The organism is Streptomyces sp. NPDC043952 (assembly GCF_056435325.1).
On the sequence record NZ_JBWKES010000001.1, the window covers coordinates 20,673 to 38,461 of the forward strand.

A 17,789-nucleotide genomic window follows, 5' to 3' on the forward strand; every position below is an offset into this window, starting at 1 on the left:
AGGAGAACGTCTCGTACGGCGGAATCGGTGCGCCGTGTCATCGACGCGGCTGGGCGTCCAGAACCTGCTGGAGCGCCTCGAACTCCTCGACGCACTTGCCGGAGCCGAGCGCCACGCTGTCCAGCGGGTCCTCGGCGATGTGGATCGGCATGCCGGTCTCGCGGCGCAGCCGCTCGTCCAGACCGCGCAGCAGGGCGCCGCCGCCGGTCAGCACGATGCCCCGGTCCATGATGTCGCCGGACAGCTCCGGCGGGCACTTGTCGAGGGTCGTCTTGACCGCGTCCACGATCGCGTTGACCGGTTCCTCGATCGCCTTGCGGACCTCGGCGGCCGAGATGACGACGGTCTTGGGCAGCCCGGACACCAGGTCCCGGCCGCGCACTTCGGTGTGCTCGTCGGAGTCGAGTTCGTACGCGGAACCGATGGTGATCTTGATCTGCTCGGCGGTGCGCTCACCCAGGAGAAGGCTGTACTCCTTCTTGATGTACTGGATGATCGCGTTGTCCAGCTCGTCGCCCGCCACCCGGATGGACTGGGCCGTGACGATGCCGCCGAGGGAGATGACCGCGACCTCCGTGGTGCCGCCGCCGATGTCCACCACCATGTTGCCCGTGGCCTCGTGGACCGGCAGGCCGGAGCCGATGGCCGCGGCCATGGGCTCCTCGATGATGTGCACCTGGCGGGCGCCCGCCTGGGTGGAGGCCTCGATCACCGCGCGGCGCTCGACGCCCGTGATGCCCGAGGGCACGCAGACGACGACGCGCGGGCGGGCCAGATAGCGGCGCTTGTGGATCTTCAGGATGAAGTAGCGCAGCATCCGCTCGGTGATCTCGAAGTCGGCGATGACGCCGTCCTTCAGCGGCCGGACCGCCACGATGTTCCCCGGCGTCCGGCCGATCATCTTCTTCGCTTCGGCGCCGACCGCCAGGATGCCACCGGTGTTGGTGTTGATCGCGACGACGGACGGCTCGTTCAGTACGATTCCGCGACCCCTGACGTACACCAGCGTGTTGGCGGTCCCGAGGTCGACAGCCATGTCACGGCCGATGAACGACATTGAGTTCCCCATCCGGATTCATCTGGCCTTCCTGAGCTTTTGAGGGCATGTCAGGCAAGGCGAGGCGGGTGCTGTGACGTGAAGGCCTCTATCGTAAACGCGCCTGCACGAACACTGCGCGAGGGTCCTGGCCATTGTCACCAGATGGCGGGCCGCCCCGCTTGTGGAGACGGGCGTTCGGGGGCGCTCGTTCCCTCTATCGCCGGTATTACGCGCGCGCCGGGAAGAAGATCTTCACCTCGCGCTCGGCGGACTCCTCGGAGTCGGAGGCGTGGATCAGGTTCTCCCGGACGATGACGCCGAAGTCGCCGCGGATGGAGCCGGGCTGGGCCGCGATCGGGTCGGTCGGGCCGGCCAGCTGCCGCACGCCCTCGATGACCCGCTCGCCCTCGACGATCAGGGCGACGACGGGACCGGAGGACATGAACGCTACCAGCGGCTCGTAGAAGGGCTTGCCCTTGTGCTCGCCGTAGTGCTGCTCCAGCGTGTCCTGGTCCAGGGTGCGCAGTTCCAGCGCGGTGATCTGCCAGCCGGCCTTGCGCTCGATACGGCTGATGATCTCGCCGGTCAGGCCGCGACGGACGGCGTCGGGCTTGAGCAGGACGAGGGTGCGCTGGCTCACGGGGGACTCCTTACGCGTGGGACGTGTGCGGTGGGACGAGGTTACAGGGCGTGTCCGTGCGCCCGTTACGCAGCGTCAGCCGGGGGCTCGGCGGTGGCCGCGAACCGGGCCTTCGCCTCGTCCACCTTCCGGCCGAAGTGCACCGAGGCCCACCACAGGGCCGCGAACACCGCGCCCATGAAGTACATGGTCGGCACGAAGACGCCGGAGGCGATCAGGGCGATCTGGAGGGCCCAGCCGAGGGCGACGCCGCCGGGACGGGTCACCATGCCGCACAGCAGCACGCACAGGACCATGGCGATGCCGCTGACCAGCCAGACGGTGGAGACCGACAGGCTCGGATCCTTCATGGCGACCAGACCGGCGAAGCCGATGACGAAGAACTCGCCGATCAGCGTGGATGAACAGAGCGTACGCACGTCGGACTCCTCAGCCCTTGCCCAGCAGCAGCCGGGCCTCGCCGACCGTGATGACGGAACCGGTGACCAGCACCCCGCCGCCCGCGAACTCGCCCTCTTCCTCGGCCAGCGTGATCGCGGCCTCCAGGGCGTCGGGCAGCCGCGGTTCGACCTGGACCCGCTCGTCGCCGAAGACCTCGACGGCGATGGCGGCCAGTTCGTCCGCGTCCATGGCGCGGTGGCTGGAGTTCTGGGTGACGACGACCTCGGCGAAGATCGGTTCGAAGGCCTCCAGCAGCCCGCGCACGTTCTTGTCGCCGCTCGCGCCGACCACGCCGATCAGCCGCGTGAAGTCGAACGCCTCGCGCACCGCCTCCGCGGTGGCCTCGGCGCCGGCCGGGTTGTGCGCGGCGTCCAGGACGACGGTGGGAGACCGCCGTACGACCTCCAGGCGGCCCGGCGAGGAGACGGCGGCGAACGCCTTGCGGACGGTGTCGATGTCCAGCGGTTCGGCGCGCTGGGCGCCGACGCCGAAGAACGCCTCCACGGCGGCGAGCGCCACGGCCGCGTTGTGCGCCTGGTGGGCGCCGTGCAGCGGGAGGTAGACCTCGGGGTATTCGCCGCCGAGGCCGCGCAGGGTGAGCATCTGCCCGCCGACGGCGACCTGGCGGCCCATGACGCCGAACTCCAGGCCCTCGCGGGCCACGGTGGCGTCGACCTCCACGGCCTTCTTCAGCAGCACCTGGGCGGCGTCCACGGGCTGCTGGGCCAGGATGACGGTGGCGCCCTGCTTGATGATGCCGGCCTTCTCGCCGGCGATCTCCCCGGTGGTGCCGCCGAGGCGGTCGGTGTGGTCCAGGCCGATCGGGGTGACGACGGCGACGTCGCCGTCGATCACGTTGGTGGCGTCCCAGGAGCCGCCCATGCCGACCTCCACGACGGCCACGTCGACCGGCGCGTCCGCGAAGGCGGCGTAGGCCATGCCGGTGAGGACCTCGAAGAAGGACAGCCGGTACTCCTGGGCGGCGTCCACCATCTCGATGTACGGCTTGATGTCCTGGTAGGTCTCGATGAAGCGCTCGGCGGAGACCGGGGCGCCGTCCAGGCTGATCCGCTCGGTGACGGACTGCACGTGGGGGCTGGTGTAGCGGCCGGTGCGCAGTTCGAAGGCGCCGAGCAGGCACTCGATCATGCGGGCGGTGGAGGTCTTGCCGTTGGTGCCCGTGATGTGGATCGAGGGGTACGAGCGCTGGGGGTCGCCCAGGACGTCCATCAGCGCGGAGATCCTGCTGACCGAGGGCTCCAGCTTGGTCTCGCCCCAGCGGGTCGCCAGCTCCGCCTCGACCTCGCGCAGCGCCTTGTCGACCTCCGGGTCCTCGGGCCGCGCGGGCACGTCGGCCTGCGGCGCGCCGCCCTGGGTACGGAGGGTACGGCTGCCGGCCTCGATGACGGCGAGGTCGGGGTCGCGGTCGGTCTCGGCCTCGATGATCTCCTCGAAGGAGTCGAGGGGGTCGGGCCGGTCGTTCTCGTGCGGGAGGTCGCTCACGGGTATCAGTCTACGGAGCGGCACGGGGGCGCGCGGCGGCGGTTCGGGGGTGGCTGAACGGCGCGTACGAGTGCGGGCGCGTCGGGGCTTGTCACGCCGCCGCGGCGGAGCCGCACACCAGTACCGCCCCGCGCCCTCGCTCGGCGATGGCCCTGGCGCCTGGTCGGCATTCGGCGCTGTCGGCCACGTGAACCGGTTCACGCTGCCAGCGGCCTCGCGGCCCCGGAGAGGGCACGCATCCCGACGCCTCGCCGGCACCAAAGCGATCGGCAACGCGAAACGCCTCACGCTTCCAGCGGCTTCCAAGTCACCGGTTCACGCTTCCAACGGCTTCCCGCCCCGAAGACGCCCGAGGGCCCCGGCACCTTGTCGGTGCCGGGGCCCTCGGGGCCGTACGGGCCGTTACGCCTGCGGCAGCTTCGCCAGTTGGTTTTCGATGCGGGAGATGTCCTCGCCGGCCTTGGTGAGGCGGGTGCGGATCTTTTCCACGACGTGGTCCGGGGCCTTCGCCAGGAAGGCCTCGTTGCCCAGCTTGGCCTCGGCCTGCTGGCGTTCCTTCTGCGCGGCGGCCAGGTCCTTCGCCAGGCGCTTGCGCTCGGCGGCCACGTCGATGGTGCCGGAGAGGTCGAGGGCGACCTCGGCGCCGGCGATCGGCAGGGTGGCCGTCGCCGTGAAGGAGTCGCCCTCCGGCTGGAGGCGCAGCAGCTGGCGGATGGCCGCCTCGTGCGGGGCGAGCGACGTGCCGTCCAGGGTGAGCCGGGCCGGGACCCGCTGGCCCGGCTGGAGGCCCTGGTCGGCGCGGAAGCGGCGGACCTCGGTGATCACCGACTGGAGCGCGGAGATCTCCTGTTCGGCGGCCGCGTCGCGGAACCCGCTGTCGGCCGGCCACTCGGCGATGACGATGGACTCGCCGCCGGTCAGCGTCGTCCACAGCGTCTCCGTGACGAACGGGACCACCGGGTGCAGCAGCTTCAGGGTGACGTCCAGGACCTCGCCCAGGACCCGCTTGGAGACCTCGGCCGGCTCGCCGCCCGCCTGGAAAACGGTCTTGGACAGCTCGACGTACCAGTCGAAGACCTCGTCCCACGCGAAGTGGAACAGGGCGTCCGACAGCTTGGCGAACTGGAAGTCCTCGTACAGCGCGTCGACTTCGGCCACGACCGAGTTGAGCCGGGAGAGGATCCAGCGGTCCGTCGCCGAGAGCTTCGAGGCGTCCGGCAGCGGGCCCTCGACCGTCGCGCCGTTCATCAGCGCGAAGCGCGTCGCGTTCCAGATCTTGTTGGCGAAGTTGCGCGAGCCCTGGACCCAGTCCTCGCCGATCGGCACGTCGACGCCGGGGTTGGCGCCGCGGGCCAGCGTGAAGCGCAGGGCGTCGCTGCCGTACTTGTCCATCCAGTCCAGCGGGTTGACCGCGTTGCCGAAGGACTTCGACATCTTCTTGCCGAACTGGTCGCGGACCATGCCGTGCAGGGCGATGGTGTGGAACGGCGGGGTGCCGTCCATCGCGTACAGGCCGAACATCATCATCCGGGCGACCCAGAAGAAGAGGATGTCGTAGCCGGTGACCAGGACGGAGTTCGGGTAGAACTTCGCGAGCGACTCGGTCCGCTCCGGCCAGCCCAGGGTGGAGAAGGGCCACAGGCCGGAGGAGAACCAGGTGTCGAGGACGTCGGTGTCCTGGTGCCAGCCCTCGCCGGCGGGCGGCTGCTCGCCGGGGCCGACGCAGACGACCTCGCCCTCGGGGCCGTACCACACCGGGATCCGGTGGCCCCACCACAACTGCCGCGAGATGCACCAGTCGTGGAGGTTGTCGACCCAGTCGAAGTACCGCTTCTCCATCTCCTGCGGGTGGATCTTGACCTTGCCCTCGCGGACCGCGTCACCCGCGGCCTTGGCGAGCGGGCCGACCTTGACCCACCACTGCATGGACAGGCGCGGCTCGATGGTGGTCTTGCAGCGCGAGCAGTGGCCGACCGAGTGGACGTACGGCCGCTTCTCGGCGACGATCCGGCCCTCGGCGCGCAGCGCGGCGACGATGGCGGAGCGGGCCTCCAGGCGGTCCATGCCCTGGAAGGGGCCGTGGACGGTGATCACGGCGTGTTCGTCCATCACGGTGATGGACGGCAGGTCGTGGCGCTGGCCGATCTCGAAGTCGTTCGGGTCGTGCGCCGGGGTCACCTTGACGGCGCCGGTGCCGAACTCGGGGTCCACATGGGCGTCGGCGACGACCGGGATGGAGCGGTCGGTCAGCGGGAGCTTGATGAGCTTGCCGACGAGGTGCCGGTAGCGCTCGTCCTCGGGGTGGACGGCGACGGCGGTGTCGCCGAGCATCGTCTCGGCGCGGGTGGTGGCGACGACGATCGAGTCGTCCCCGTCGCCATACCGCATGGAGACCAGCTCGCCGTCGTCGTCCTGGTACTCCACCTCGATGTCCGAGATGGCCGTCAGACAGCGCGGGCACCAGTTGATGATGCGCTCGGCGCGGTAGATCAGCTCGTCGTCGTAGAGCCGCTTGAAGATGGTCTGGACGGCCTGGGAGAGGCCCTCGTCCATGGTGAAGCGCTCGCGGGACCAGGCGACGCCGTCGCCGAGGCGGCGCATCTGGCCGGAGATCTGGCCGCCGGACTCGCCCTTCCACTTCCAGACGCGCTCGACGAACGCCTCGCGGCCCAGGTCGTGGCGGGACTTGCCCTCCTTGGCGAGCTCGCGCTCGACCACGTTCTGGGTGGCGATGCCGGCGTGGTCCATGCCGGGCTGCCACAGGGTCTCGTAGCCCTGCATGCGCTTGCGGCGGGTCAGGGCGTCGATGAGGGTGTGCTCGAAGGCGTGGCCCAGGTGGAGGGAGCCGGTGACGTTGGGCGGCGGGATGACGACGGTGTACGGCGGCTTGTCGCTCGTCGCGTCCGCCTCGAAGTAGCCCCGCTCTACCCAGCGCTCGTACAGCGGCCCCTCTACATCGGCCGGCGCGTACTGGGTCGGCAGTTCGGTGTCGGGCGCGGGTGGCTGCTGCTGAGCGTTCTCGGTCACGGGGGTCAGTTTAGAGGGGTCACGGGCGGGTCCCGAAACGCGTTTGTTCTGTAACGGTGCGGCCCCCGGTGCCCTGCGCCCTCGCGGGCTGGTTCAGGATGTCAGGGACATATAAGCGTCCTAGGGGGATCCCAGAGATGAGCACCAACCAGCCGGGCCCGTACGGCCAGCCACCCCAGCAGCCGGGCCCCTACGGCCCGCCGGGGCAGCCCGGCCCGTACGGGCAGCCGCCGCAGCCCGGTCCGTACGGCCAGCAGCCCCCGGCCGGCCCGTACGGTCAGCCGCCGCAGGCCCCGCCCCAGGCGCCGCCGCAGCCCGGTTACGGCTACCCGCAGCAGGCCCCGCCGCAGCCGGGCTACGGCTACCCCCAGCAGCCGGGGACACCCCCGCAGCAGAACCCGTACGGCCAGCAGCCCTACGGCCAGGCTCCTTACGGTCAGCAGCAGCCGTACGGCGGCATGCCGCAGCCGCCCCAGCCGGGCGGCGGCAAGAAGAAGGCCGCTCTGATCATCGGCTCGGTCGTGGTCGTGGCGGCGATCGTGGCGGGCGCGGCCGTCCTGCTCGGTGGCGGCAGCGGCAGCGTCGCGGACGACGGACCGCACAAGCTGATCACCCCGAGCTCGGTGATCAACGGGACGTACACCAAGCAGGACGGCTCGGACGGGACCTCGGGCGGGTTCGACGACTCCGACAAGGCGGACTTCCAGAAGTGGGGCGTCAAGAACCCCACCGAGGTCAGCGCCGGTTACGAGTCCGGGACCGGGCTGACGAAGAAGGGCCTGTCCCTCAGCGGGGTGTACGGCGCCATCGACGACCCCGAGAGCGTGGTGGACGCGATGTTCGCCAAGGCCAAGTCGGAGGCGTCGAAGGACCAGAGCGACTCCGACGTCACGGGCAAGCTGATCGGCAGCCCGGAGACCGTCCATCCGGCCGGGTTCTCCAACGGCGTCATGAAGTGCCAGATGGCGCAGATCGACAGCACCGACTCCTCGTCCTCGGACGCCGGCATGCCCAAGAGCTTCAAGATGCCGGTGTGCATCTGGGGCGACCACAGCACCGTCGCGCTCGTGACGAACTACAGCGTGGCCTCCCTCGCCTCGGGCCAGGCCGGCTCCCTGGACGACACGGCGGACCTGACGGCGAAGCTGCGCAACGACGTGCGGGTCAAGGCGTAACCGCTCGGGCATACAAGCCTGTTGCCTTATTGTCGGCCTGCCGAACACCCCCAAGGCGCGTGAAAGGGGCCCCGGTCCGGTGACCGGGGCCCCTTCGGCGTCGTACGGGCGGCTGGTTACGCCGTCTTCTGCTCGCCCGAGCCCCGGCCGCGGGCGTCGCGCGGGATCAGGGTCGGGTTGACGTTCGAGAGGACCACGTCGGCGGTGATGACGACGCGGGCGACGTCCTTGCGGGACGGGACCTCGTACATCACGCCCTGGAGGACTTCCTCCATGATGGCGCGCAGGCCGCGGGCGCCGGTCTGGCGGAGGATGGCCTGGTCGGCGATGGCCTCCAGGGCCTCGCGCTCGAAGTCCAGCTCCACGCCGTCGAGTTCGAAGAGGCGCTGGTACTGCTTGACCAGCGCGTTGCGCGGCTCGACGAGGATCTTCAGCAGGGCCTCGCGGTCCAGGTTGTGCACCGAGGTGATCACCGGCAGCCGGCCGATGAACTCGGGGATCATGCCGAACTTGACCAGGTCCTCCGGCATGACGTCCTCGAAGACGTCCTTGGCCTCCAGCTCGCGCTTGGAGAGGATGGTGGCGCCGAAGCCGATGCCCTTGGCGCCCGCGCGCGCCTCGATGATCTTCTCCAGACCGGCGAAGGCGCCGCCCACGATGAACAGCACGTTCGTCGTGTCGATCTGGATGAACTCCTGGTGCGGATGCTTGCGGCCGCCCTGCGGCGGGACCGAGGCGGTGGTGCCCTCCAGGATCTTCAGCAGGGCCTGCTGCACGCCCTCGCCGCTGACATCGCGGGTGATCGACGGGTTCTCGCTCTTGCGGGCCACCTTGTCGATCTCGTCGATGTAGATGATGCCCGTCTCGGCCTTCTTGACGTCGTAGTCGGCGGCCTGGATGAGCTTGAGGAGGATGTTCTCCACGTCCTCGCCGACATAGCCCGCCTCGGTCAGCGCGGTCGCGTCGGCGATGGCGAACGGCACGTTCAGCATGCGGGCCAGGGTCTGGGCGAGGAGGGTCTTGCCGGAGCCCGTGGGGCCCAGCAGCAGGATGTTGGACTTCGCCAGCTCGATGGCGTCGTCACGGCCGCTCCCGCCGCCGTTCTCACCCGCCTGGACCCGCTTGTAGTGGTTGTACACCGCGACGGACAGGGCCTTCTTGGCGGCCTCCTGGCCGACCACGTAGCCCTCAAGGAACTCGTAGATCTCGCGGGGCTTGGGCAGCTCCTCCCAGCGCACCTCGCTGGTCTCGGCGAGCTCCTCCTCGATGATCTCGTTGCAGAGATCGATGCACTCGTCGCAGATGTACACACCGGGCCCTGCGATGAGCTTCTTGACCTGCTTCTGGCTCTTGCCGCAGAACGAGCACTTGAGCAGATCGCCGCCGTCACCGATGCGTGCCACGGTGTGCTTCCCCTTCGCCTGGGAGCCGCCTGGACACTGCGTTCCAGCGGCTCCTGGTGCTGCCTTATGTCCGACGGTACCTTGCCGGGCCCGATGTTCGGGCCCCCCTTGGCAGGGTTCACTTGCCGTGAGCCCTGCCGCGGGGGGCGTGAGAGCGCGCCGCTCCGCGTCAGCGGACCTCGGCGTTGTTCAGCTTGCGGGTGGAGATGATCTGGTCGACGAGGCCGTACTCCAGCGCCTCCTCGGCCGTGAGGATCTTGTCGCGCTCGATGTCCTCGCGGATCTTCTCCAGCGGCTGGTTCGAGTGCTTGGCCAGCATGTTCTCCAGCTGCTCGCGCATCCGGGTGAACTCCTTGGCGATGATCTCCAGGTCGGAGAGCTGGCCGCGGCCGGTGGAGCCGGCCGGCTGGTGGATCAGCACGCGGGAGTTCGGCAGCGCCATGCGCTTGCCCGGAGTGCCGGCGGCGAGCAGCACGGCCGCGGCGGAGGCCGCCTGGCCCATGCACACCGTCTGGATGTCGGGCTTCACGAACTGCATCGTGTCGTAGATCGCCGTCAGGGCGGTCATGTCGCCGCCGGGGCTGTTGATGTAGATCGAGATGTCCCGGTCCGGGTCCATCGACTCCAGGCACAGCAGCTGCGCCATGACGTCGTTGGCGGAGGCGTCGTCGATCTGGACGCCCAGGAAGATCACGCGCTCCTCGAAGAGCTTCGCGTACGGGTCGTACTCGCGGACGCCCTGGGAGGTGCGCTCGACGAAGCGCGGGATCACGTAGCGGGCGTCGGGCCGGGGCCCTTCGTACAGGCCGCTGGCCGCGCCGGGGAAGTTGCTCATGGGATGTTCACCGTCCTGGTGGCGTTCTGGGGGGCGTGAGTAGTGGCGGTGCGTGGCGTGGCCGGGCCGGTCAGGCACCGGTGCCGCCGCCTCCCGGAACACCCGAGGCGTTCGTGATGATCTCGTCAATGAGACCGTACTCCTTGGCCTCTTCCGGGGTGAACCAGCGGTCGCGGTCGGCGTCGCGGGTGATCGTCTCGAAGGTCTGGCCGGAGTGCAGCGCGGTCAGCTCGGCCATGCGGCGCTTGGTGCGCAGCAGGTACTCGGCCTGGATCTTGATGTCCGTGACCGAACCGCCGAGGCCCGCGGAGCCCTGGTGCATCATGATGTCCGCGTGCGGCAGCGCGAAGCGCTTGCCCGCGGCGCCGCCGGTGAGCAGGAACTGGCCCATGGAGGCCGCCATGCCCATCGCGATGGTGACCACGTCGTTCGGGATGTACTGCATGGTGTCGTAGATCGCCATGCCGGCCGTCACCGAGCCACCGGGGCTGTTGATGTAGAGGTAGATGTCCTTGTCCGGGTCAGCGGCGAGGAGCAGCAGCTGAGCGGTGATCTTGTTGGCGATGTCGTCGTCGACCTGCTGGCCGAGGAAGATGATCCGCTCGCCGAGCAGCCGGTTGTAGACCTGGTCGCCGAGGCCGCCACCGATGGAGGGCTCGCCGGCGGCGGAGGGCATCAGATTCGTCACGTATCCACCTGCTCGTCTCACGACGGCGCCGGGCCGTCTCACGTCGTCCTGCCGGGGGTTCGGGAGTTTCAGGAGACTCCCCTGCCCCCGTACTCATGGACCCTAACGCTCGGGCACCTTCGGGGAATCCCGGAGTAGCGGCTGTTCGCCGGGGGCGTAGCGCTCCGCGGGTGGGGGCGGGTGCGGATCGGGAGGCGCCGGGTGCGGATCGGGGGGGCCGAGTGCGGATCGGGGGGGGCCGAGTGCGGATCAGGAGGTGCCGGGTGCGGATCGGGGGCGGGTGAGGGTGGTCGTCGGGGTGCGGGCCGTATGTGGCTTGTCGCGCAGTTCCCCGCGCCCCTTCGGGCCGGCTGGTCTCGCCGGGATGACGAGGCGGCCCTGGGGTTGGCTGATCCCGCCGGAGTGACGAGGTGCCTTTGGGGGCGGCGGTCTCGCCGGGATGACGAGGTGCCCTTGTAGTGGCTTGGCCGGGGGGGGTACGACGACGGGCCTCCGGGAAGTCCCGGAGGCCCGTCGTGCGAGCTTCAGAGGTGCCGTGAGGCGGCTCAGGCCTCGGTGGGCTCCTCGGTGGCCTCGGCCTCGGGGGCCTCGGTCGCCTCGTCCTCGTCGTCGCCGAGGTCCACGATCTCGCCGTTGGTGTCCTTCACCGTGGCGGCCTCGACCACGACGGCCAGGGCCTTGCCGCGGGCGACCTCGCCGACCAGGAGCGGCACCTGACCGCCCTCGACGACGGCCTGGGCGAACTGGTCGGGGGACATGCCGGAGGAGGCCGCACGCCGCATGAGGTGCTCGGTGAGCTCCTCCTGGTTGACGTTCAGCTGCTCCTTCTTGACCAGCTCGTCCAGGACGAACTGGGTCTTGATGCCCTTGACCGCGGCCTCACGGGTCTCGGTCTCGAACTCCTCGGCGGTCTTGCCCTGGATCTCCAGGTACTTGTCGAGGGTCAGGCCCATCTGGCCGAGCTGGTGGTGCTCAAGGTTGTGCTTGCGGGTGTTGACCTCGTCCTCGAGCAGCTTCTCGGGGACCGGGACCTCGACCAGCTCCAGGAGCTTCTCCAGGACGCGCTCCTGGGCCTGCGTGGCCTGGTCGAACTCCTTCATGTTCGCGAGGCGCTTGCGGCTGTCCGCCTTGAGCTCGTCCAGGGTGTCGAACTCGGAGGCGAGCTGCGCGAAGTCGTCGTCCAGCTCCGGCAGTTCACGCTTGGCGACCTGGGTGACCTTGACGGTGACCTCGGCCTCCTTGCCCGCGGCGGAGCCGCCCTTCAGCTCGGAGGTGAAGGTGCTCTCCTCGCCGGCGGACAGGCCCTTGACGGCGTCGTCGATGCCGTCCAGCAGCTCACCGGAGCCGATGGTGTACGAGACGCCGCTGGCGATGCCGTCCTCCAGCACCTCGCCGTCGACCTTGGCCTCCAGGTCGATGGTGACGACGTCGCCGTCCTCGGCGGCGCGCTCCACCGGGGAGGTGGAGGCGAAGCGCTCGCGCAGCTGCTCGACCGACTTCTCGACGTCCTCGTCGGTGACCTCGATGGCGTCGACCTCGACCTCGATGCCGGAGTAGTCCGGGATCTCCAGGGCCGGGCGGACGTCGACCTCGGCGGTGAAGTTCAGCGTCTCGCCGTCCTTCAGCTCGGTGATGTCGACCTCGGGCTGGCCCAGCGGGCTCAGCTCGGCCTCGTTGACCGCCTCGGTGTAGAACTTCGGAAGCGCGTCGTTGACCGCCTCCTCCAGGACCGCACCGCGGCCGAACCGCTGGTCGATGACGCGGGCAGGGATCTTGCCCTTGCGGAAGCCCTTCACCGTGACCTGCTGGTTGATCTTGCTGTACGCCGCGTCGAGGCTGTCCTTGAGCTCCTCGAAGGGCACCTCGACAGTGAGCCGAACCCGGGTCGGGTTCAGGGTCTCCACGGCGCTCTTCACGGTTCGGTCTCCTTGTGGCTGACTGCTTGGGTTCTGCCGGAGCCAGACAGGTCCGGCGGATTCGCCGCCCGGAGAAGTACGTAGGCCGTGAGGGCCGGGGCACACGGGCGTGCAGCTTGCATAGTAACCGCAGGCGTTCGGCGCCCCAAAAGGCGATCTTCGCGGCGCCGCCGGCGGACGCGGCCAGAAGTCGGCCAAAGGGCCGATCGGTGGTCGGGGTGGCGGGATTTGAACCCACGGCCTTCCGCTCCCAAAGCGGACGCGCTACCAAGCTGCGCCACACCCCGTTTGTGTGCGACACGTAGGGTACATGGCCGGGCGGTCCGCGTCGGCCGCATTCTCCGAGGCGGGGCGCGTGGTGTCCGCGGACGGAACGTGTTGGCCCAAGCGGCGGACGACCCGCTACGATGCCTGAGTGCCGCGGTCCCCGGACCTGCGGCGCAGCGCTGCGGGCGTAGCTCAATGGTAGAGCCCTAGTCTTCCAAACTAGCTACGCGGGTTCGATTCCCGTCGCCCGCTCCATCCGGCGAAGGCCCAGGTCAGAGGGGGTAAATTTACCCCGTCCAACCTGGGCCTTTGTCGTCAGTCGGCCGACGCAGCCCCCCTCCCCCGCTCACAGCAAGCACCGCTTCGATGCCTGGGAGAGATCATGCGGGTCAGGGACTTCGATCATCTGGTGCTCAACGTCTCGGACGTCGAGCGGGCGCTGGCGTTCTACACCGGGGTGTCGGGGCTCGCCGGGGAGCGGGTCGAGGAGTGGCGGGCCGGAGAGGTGTCGTTTCCGTCGGTGCGGGTCAGCCCCACCACCGTCATCGATCTGTGCGAGCGGCCCCGCGGCGAGTCCAACGTCGACCACATCTGCCTGGTGGTGGACCCGCTGGACTGGCAGGAGGTCGTCGACTCCGGCACCTTCGACGTGATCGAGGGGCCCGTGCCGCGGTGGGGCGCGCGGGGTTCCGCCGAGTCGATCTATGTGCGCGATCCCGAGGGAAACACCGTGGAGCTGCGCTGGTACCCCAAGGACGCCGCCGGATGAGCCCCGCGGCCGGCGGGCGCCCCAGGGACCCGGCGATCGACGCGGCGGTGCTGGCGGCGACCGTACGGCTGCTGCGCGGGGACGGCTACGGGGGGCTCGCGCTGGAGAAGGTGGCGGCCGTCGCGGGCACCAGCAAGGCCGCCATCCGCCGCCGGCCCCAGCGGCAGCGCCTGGTGATCGACGCGCTCGCCTCGGTCCTCGTCGTACCGCCCGCCCCGGACAACGGCTGCACGCGCTGCGATCTGCACCAGAGCGTGCGGCTGCTCGCCGAGGTGCTGCACGAGCGGCTGCCGGCCGGGGTGCTCGCGCCGCTGCTCGCCGACTGCTCCGCCGACCCCGAGCTGCACGAGTACCTGCTGCACAGCCTCGTACGGCCCGGCCGGGCGGCCGCCGCGGTCGCGGTGCGGCGGGCCCTCGACCGCGGCGATCTGCGGCCGGACGTGGACCCCGAGCTGTTCGTGGATCTGCTCGCCTCGGTGGTGTACCGGCGGGAGCTGTTCGGCGTGGCCCCCGTCGACGCGCCGGCGGCGCGCGCGCTGGTGGACCTGCTGCTGCGCGGGGTGGCCGTGGACTTCGACCGCCTCGTGTCCATCAGCCGGCAGCCGGCCGAGCAGCGGCACCGGTTCCACGAGCGGCGGCCGGCCGGGGCCCACGAGCGGCGGCCGGCCTGATCCACGAGTGGCGGCCGGTCAGAACTTGATCGAGGAGATCGAGTCCGCTATCGAGTTCAGGAACCGCTGGATGGACGGCGCCATACCGCTGGAGGCCAGGAAGAAGCCGAAGAGGACGGCCACGAGGGCCGGTCCGGTCTTGAGGCTCTTCCCCCTGATGAGCACCACCAGGATGACCGCCAACAGCACCACTACGGACAGCGAAATGGCCACAACTGATCACAACCCTCGGTCGGTCCCGCTCCCGGCCCGGGGATACGGCCCGCACCCCCGCCAGAACCATCGTGCCACCAACGGGCCTGCTCCATGCGGCCGCTGACGGGATGTCGTACCGGCCGTCCCGGCGCGGGCGACGCACCGCACTGCAATTCGAAGGACGCCCGCACGGTACTCCGGCCGAAATCGGGCCGGTTCGTTTCCATGTCCACACATCTCGTGTGCAGGTAATTCGAATTGATGTCACCCGTATGGCAGCCCACAGGCGCCGAGGTGCGGTATGCCCCAATTATTGGGGATGAATCTGGACATCAGGGTCCAACGGCGGACCTCTGTGTGTGCATCATCACGTGCACCGGGGAGGCGAGTTCGGAAAACCCCAGGGCATACGAAGGCGATAACCAGGAATGACGACGGGGGTTTTACGGAATCCCGCCGACGACGCTAGGGTGCCTGAGATGTTTGACGCCGCCTCCTCCCCCGGCCAGAACCCACGGCCACTCCCCCCGGCACAGTCGCCGGCGGACGGAGTGCCCGGACCGCGCGCCCCGCAGCGCCCGCAGGAGGAGCCGGCGAAGGCGGTCAGACCCGGCAAAGAACGCGATCCGTTCTTCGACAACGCCAAGTACCTGGCCATCGCGCTGGTCGCGATCGGGCACTCCTGGTCCCCCCTGAAGACCGACAACCGGGCCCTCGAAGACCTGTACAACGTCGTCTACACCTTCCACATGCCGGCGTTCATCGTCATCTCCGGTTATTTCTCGCGCAGTTTCGACATGCGCCCGGACCGGGTGAAGCGCCTGGTCACCGGCGTCGCGGTGCCGTATGTGCTGTTCCAGCTCGCCTACTCGCTGTTCAAGCGGTACGCGGGCCACATGGACGGTCCGATCAACCTGTTCTCGCCGTACTACCTGACGTGGTTCCTGCTCGCGCTGTTCGTGTGGCGGATGACCAGTCCCCTGTGGAAGCTGGTGCGCTGGCCGCTGCCGGTCGCGCTCGGGCTCGCCATGCTCGGCTCGGTCACGCCGGGGGTCGACGACAGCCTGGACTTCGGCCGCATCCTCCAGTTCCTGCCGTGTTTCGTCCTCGGACTGCTGCTGAAGCCGGAGCACTTCGCGCTGATGCGCACCCGGCGGATGCGCATCCTGTCGCTGCCGGTGTTCGCGGCGGCGCTGGCCATCGGCTGGTGGACCGCGCCGCACATGAACGACAACTGGTTCTACCGGCAGGACTCCGCGCAGGAACTGGGCGCCCCCTGGTGGATCGGGCCGCTGATGACGCTGGCCATGTTCGGCTGCGCCGTGCTGCTCACCGCCTGCTTCCTGGCGTGGGTGCCGGGCCGCCGTACCTGGTTCACCGCGCTCGGCGCGGGCACGCTGTACGGCTATCTGCTGCACGGCTTCGTGATCAAGAGCGTGCTCTTCCTGGGCGGCTTCGACATCGCCCTGCGCTACGGCGACTACGGCTCGGCCGTCGTCACCGTCCTCGCGGTGGCCACCGTCACGGTCCTGTGCACCAAGCCGGTGCAGCGGCTGTTCCGTTTCGCCATGGAACCCAGGATGGCGTGGGCCTTCGTCCAGGACGCGACGCAACTGGCCCGCGAACGGCAGGGCAAGGAGCGGGAGCCGGTGAAGGCGGGCGTCTGAGGGCGGGAGCCGAAGCCACCCGCCGAGGCCGAAGCCGCCGGCCGCTGCCGAAGCCGGGCGCCGATGCCGGGCGCCCGATGCCGGGCGCCCGATGCCGCGCGCCGATGAGGCCCCTCAGTTGCCCTTGAGGTGCCTCATCAGCCGGTCGAAGTCCGCCCAGCCCGACAGGTCCGAGGGGTTGCCGGGCAAGGGGTAGTACAACGCCGGGCGGCGCTTCGGGCCCAGCTCGCGCGGCGGCCGGGGCAGCGGGGTGCGGCGGGCCCGCTCGCCGGGCATCTCCCGCACCTCGTCGGCGCCGAGCACGAAGGCGTACGGGACGCCGGGCCCTTCGAAGCGCGGCGGCACGGACAGATCGCGGCGGGCCCGGCGGACCTGGACCAGCATCGACTGGAGGTCGTGCCGGGTGGCGAGGGCCTCGGCCGCCCGGACCACGGCGGTCTCCGCCGGCAGTTCCTCGTCCGGCCCGTAGCCGAACGCCAGCGTGACGTCCTCCTCCACCCCGCCCTCGGTCCGGCTGATCCGGACCGTCGCGAGTGCGGGGCGCTCGGGGCTGCCGACGGCCACCAGCCAGGTCGGCCGGGGTGCCCGCTCGTACGCCACGTCCGTCAACGCCCGCGGCGACCACGGCAGGTTGACGGGCTCCTCGGTGCCCCAGCCGGCCGGCGGCTCGCCGGTCAGTTCACGCCATACGGCCTCCAGGGCGCCGCCGAGCACGAGCCGTTCGTCCGCCGGGTGCACGGCCCGGAAGGACACGGCCAGCTGGCGTTCGCCGGCGTCCGCGGTCGCGGGGGCGAACGCCTTCGCCATCGGGGTGCGGGGGTCCTCCGGGGTCGCCTCCGGGTCCGGGGACGGCACCGGCGCGAACATGCCGTCGTGCCAGTGCAGTACGGCTCCGGACAGGCCGTCGTAGTAGCCGTCCCGCTCGTCCTGCACGACCCAGCGCGAGGGCCAGCCCGGCAGGCTGTTGCGGACCGCCGGGGAGAGCCGGGTACCGGCGGGGGTGACGATCTGGAGGCCGAGTCCGGCGTCGGCGACGGCCCGGAAGGCGTCCGAGAGCCAGGCGGTCATCGCGACCACCGGGCGGTCCTGGATCACCACGGCGACCTTGTCGGTGAGCACGTCCACGGCGGGCTGCGCCGCGGCCGGGGCCGGCACCGCGCGGACCCCGTCCGTCTTCACCACGGCCAGCGAGCGCGCCGCCTCCCGCGGCCAGGCGGTGCCGCCGACCAGGGTGGCGATCCGGGCCGCGAAGGTCCCGGCGAGTTCCTCGGCCTGCTTGACCCCGGTGGTGGCACGGGCCTCCGTCCACCAGTACGGCAGCTCCGGCTCGCTCGCCCCGAGCAGCCGCCGTGCCTCTCCCCTGACCTGCACCAGCAGAGGTGCCTCGACGGAGACCAGGGGGCGGCCCCGGTCGTCGCAGAGCTGCACCACCGCGCCGCCCCCCGCCGCGCCGGCCAGTACGTCCGGGCCGCCGGCGAGCAGGGCCGCGAGCACGCTGAGCGGGTCGGGCATCTTCCTGGTGAGAGCGACGATGTCCTTCGTCATGGTCTTCC

At 70.2% G+C, this 17,789-nt stretch carries 15 protein-coding genes and 2 tRNA genes; 5 read left to right on the forward strand and 12 right to left on the reverse strand.

The window, feature by feature from the left end:
• Positions 1-37 precede the first annotated feature (37 nt).
• The 5 genes from AC069R_RS00080 to AC069R_RS00100 all read right to left on the reverse strand — a co-directional run bounded on the left by AC069R_RS00080 (position 38) and on the right by AC069R_RS00100 (position 6,650).
• Entirely contained in the window at positions 38-1,057 is a 1,020-nt protein-coding gene (locus AC069R_RS00080; RefSeq protein WP_046421714.1) for a rod shape-determining protein, read from the reverse strand.
• 208 nt (positions 1,058-1,265) lie between these two features.
• Positions 1,266-1,679: a nucleoside-diphosphate kinase gene (ndk, locus tag AC069R_RS00085; RefSeq protein ID WP_397985964.1), complete on the reverse strand. Its 414-nt coding sequence runs from the start codon at positions 1,677-1,679 to the stop codon at positions 1,266-1,268.
• A 65-nt stretch (positions 1,680-1,744) separates the two neighbouring features.
• The gene (locus AC069R_RS00090; protein ID WP_397985963.1) at positions 1,745-2,098 is read right to left on the reverse strand and encodes a DUF4233 domain-containing protein; all 354 of its coding nucleotides are present in this window, start codon (positions 2,096-2,098) and stop codon (positions 1,745-1,747) included.
• A 10-nt stretch (positions 2,099-2,108) separates the two neighbouring features.
• Positions 2,109-3,623 carry a bifunctional tetrahydrofolate synthase/dihydrofolate synthase gene (folC, locus tag AC069R_RS00095; RefSeq protein WP_478763154.1) on the reverse strand — a complete coding sequence of 505 codons (1,515 nt, stop codon included), beginning with the start codon at positions 3,621-3,623 and terminating at the stop codon, positions 2,109-2,111.
• A gap of 402 nt (positions 3,624-4,025) precedes the next feature.
• The gene (locus tag AC069R_RS00100; RefSeq protein ID WP_478763156.1) at positions 4,026-6,650 is read right to left on the reverse strand and encodes a valine--tRNA ligase; all 2,625 of its coding nucleotides are present in this window, start codon (positions 6,648-6,650) and stop codon (positions 4,026-4,028) included.
• A 137-nt stretch (positions 6,651-6,787) separates the two neighbouring features.
• Between AC069R_RS00100 and AC069R_RS00105 the strand changes: the two genes are divergently transcribed.
• A complete protein-coding gene (locus AC069R_RS00105) occupies positions 6,788-7,825 on the forward strand; it encodes a hypothetical protein (protein WP_478763158.1) in 1,038 nt (345 codons plus the stop codon).
• Between the two features lie 116 nt (positions 7,826-7,941).
• Here AC069R_RS00105 and clpX read toward each other — a convergent pair whose 3' ends face one another.
• The 5 genes from clpX to AC069R_RS00130 form a co-directional block, all read right to left on the reverse strand.
• Positions 7,942-9,228, reverse strand: coding sequence for an ATP-dependent Clp protease ATP-binding subunit ClpX (gene clpX / locus AC069R_RS00110; protein ID WP_093477665.1), 1,287 nt, complete (start codon positions 9,226-9,228; stop codon positions 7,942-7,944).
• A 169-nt stretch (positions 9,229-9,397) separates the two neighbouring features.
• Entirely contained in the window at positions 9,398-10,063 is a 666-nt protein-coding gene (locus AC069R_RS00115; protein ID WP_397985959.1) for an ATP-dependent Clp protease proteolytic subunit, read from the reverse strand.
• 70 nt (positions 10,064-10,133) lie between these two features.
• Complete coding sequence (locus AC069R_RS00120) at positions 10,134-10,739, reverse strand: ATP-dependent Clp protease proteolytic subunit (protein WP_397987296.1); 606 nt, start codon at positions 10,737-10,739, stop codon at positions 10,134-10,136.
• A 557-nt stretch (positions 10,740-11,296) separates the two neighbouring features.
• Entirely contained in the window at positions 11,297-12,667 is a 1,371-nt protein-coding gene (gene tig, locus AC069R_RS00125) for a trigger factor (RefSeq protein WP_478763160.1), read from the reverse strand.
• 210 nt (positions 12,668-12,877) lie between these two features.
• Positions 12,878-12,954, reverse strand: a tRNA-Pro gene (locus tag AC069R_RS00130).
• 161 nt (positions 12,955-13,115) lie between these two features.
• Here AC069R_RS00130 and AC069R_RS00135 point away from each other — a divergent pair.
• The 3 genes from AC069R_RS00135 (at position 13,116) to AC069R_RS00145 (ending at position 14,374) form a co-directional block, all read left to right on the forward strand.
• Positions 13,116-13,189 (forward strand) — tRNA-Gly (locus tag AC069R_RS00135).
• Between the two features lie 127 nt (positions 13,190-13,316).
• A complete protein-coding gene (locus AC069R_RS00140) occupies positions 13,317-13,703 on the forward strand; it encodes a VOC family protein (RefSeq protein WP_478763162.1) in 387 nt (128 codons plus the stop codon).
• Complete coding sequence (locus tag AC069R_RS00145; RefSeq protein WP_478763163.1) at positions 13,700-14,374, forward strand: TetR-like C-terminal domain-containing protein; 675 nt, start codon at positions 13,700-13,702, stop codon at positions 14,372-14,374. The genes AC069R_RS00140 and AC069R_RS00145 overlap by 4 nt, the downstream gene beginning before the upstream one ends.
• A gap of 18 nt (positions 14,375-14,392) precedes the next feature.
• On the opposite strand, the gene AC069R_RS00150 is transcribed toward AC069R_RS00145, so the two are convergent.
• Positions 14,393-14,587 (reverse strand): hypothetical protein, encoded by a 195-nt coding sequence (locus AC069R_RS00150; protein ID WP_397985955.1) that lies wholly within the window; start codon positions 14,585-14,587, stop codon positions 14,393-14,395.
• Positions 14,588-15,048: 461 nt separating this feature from the next.
• Between AC069R_RS00150 and AC069R_RS00155 the strand changes: the two genes are divergently transcribed.
• A complete protein-coding gene (locus AC069R_RS00155; RefSeq protein WP_478763164.1) occupies positions 15,049-16,236 on the forward strand; it encodes an acyltransferase family protein in 1,188 nt (395 codons plus the stop codon).
• A 114-nt stretch (positions 16,237-16,350) separates the two neighbouring features.
• Here the strand turns inward: AC069R_RS00155 and AC069R_RS00160 are convergent, their stop codons facing one another.
• Positions 16,351-17,781 (reverse strand): DUF6177 family protein, encoded by a 1,431-nt coding sequence (locus tag AC069R_RS00160; RefSeq protein WP_478763166.1) that lies wholly within the window; start codon positions 17,779-17,781, stop codon positions 16,351-16,353.
• Positions 17,782-17,789: the final 8 nt, after the last annotated feature.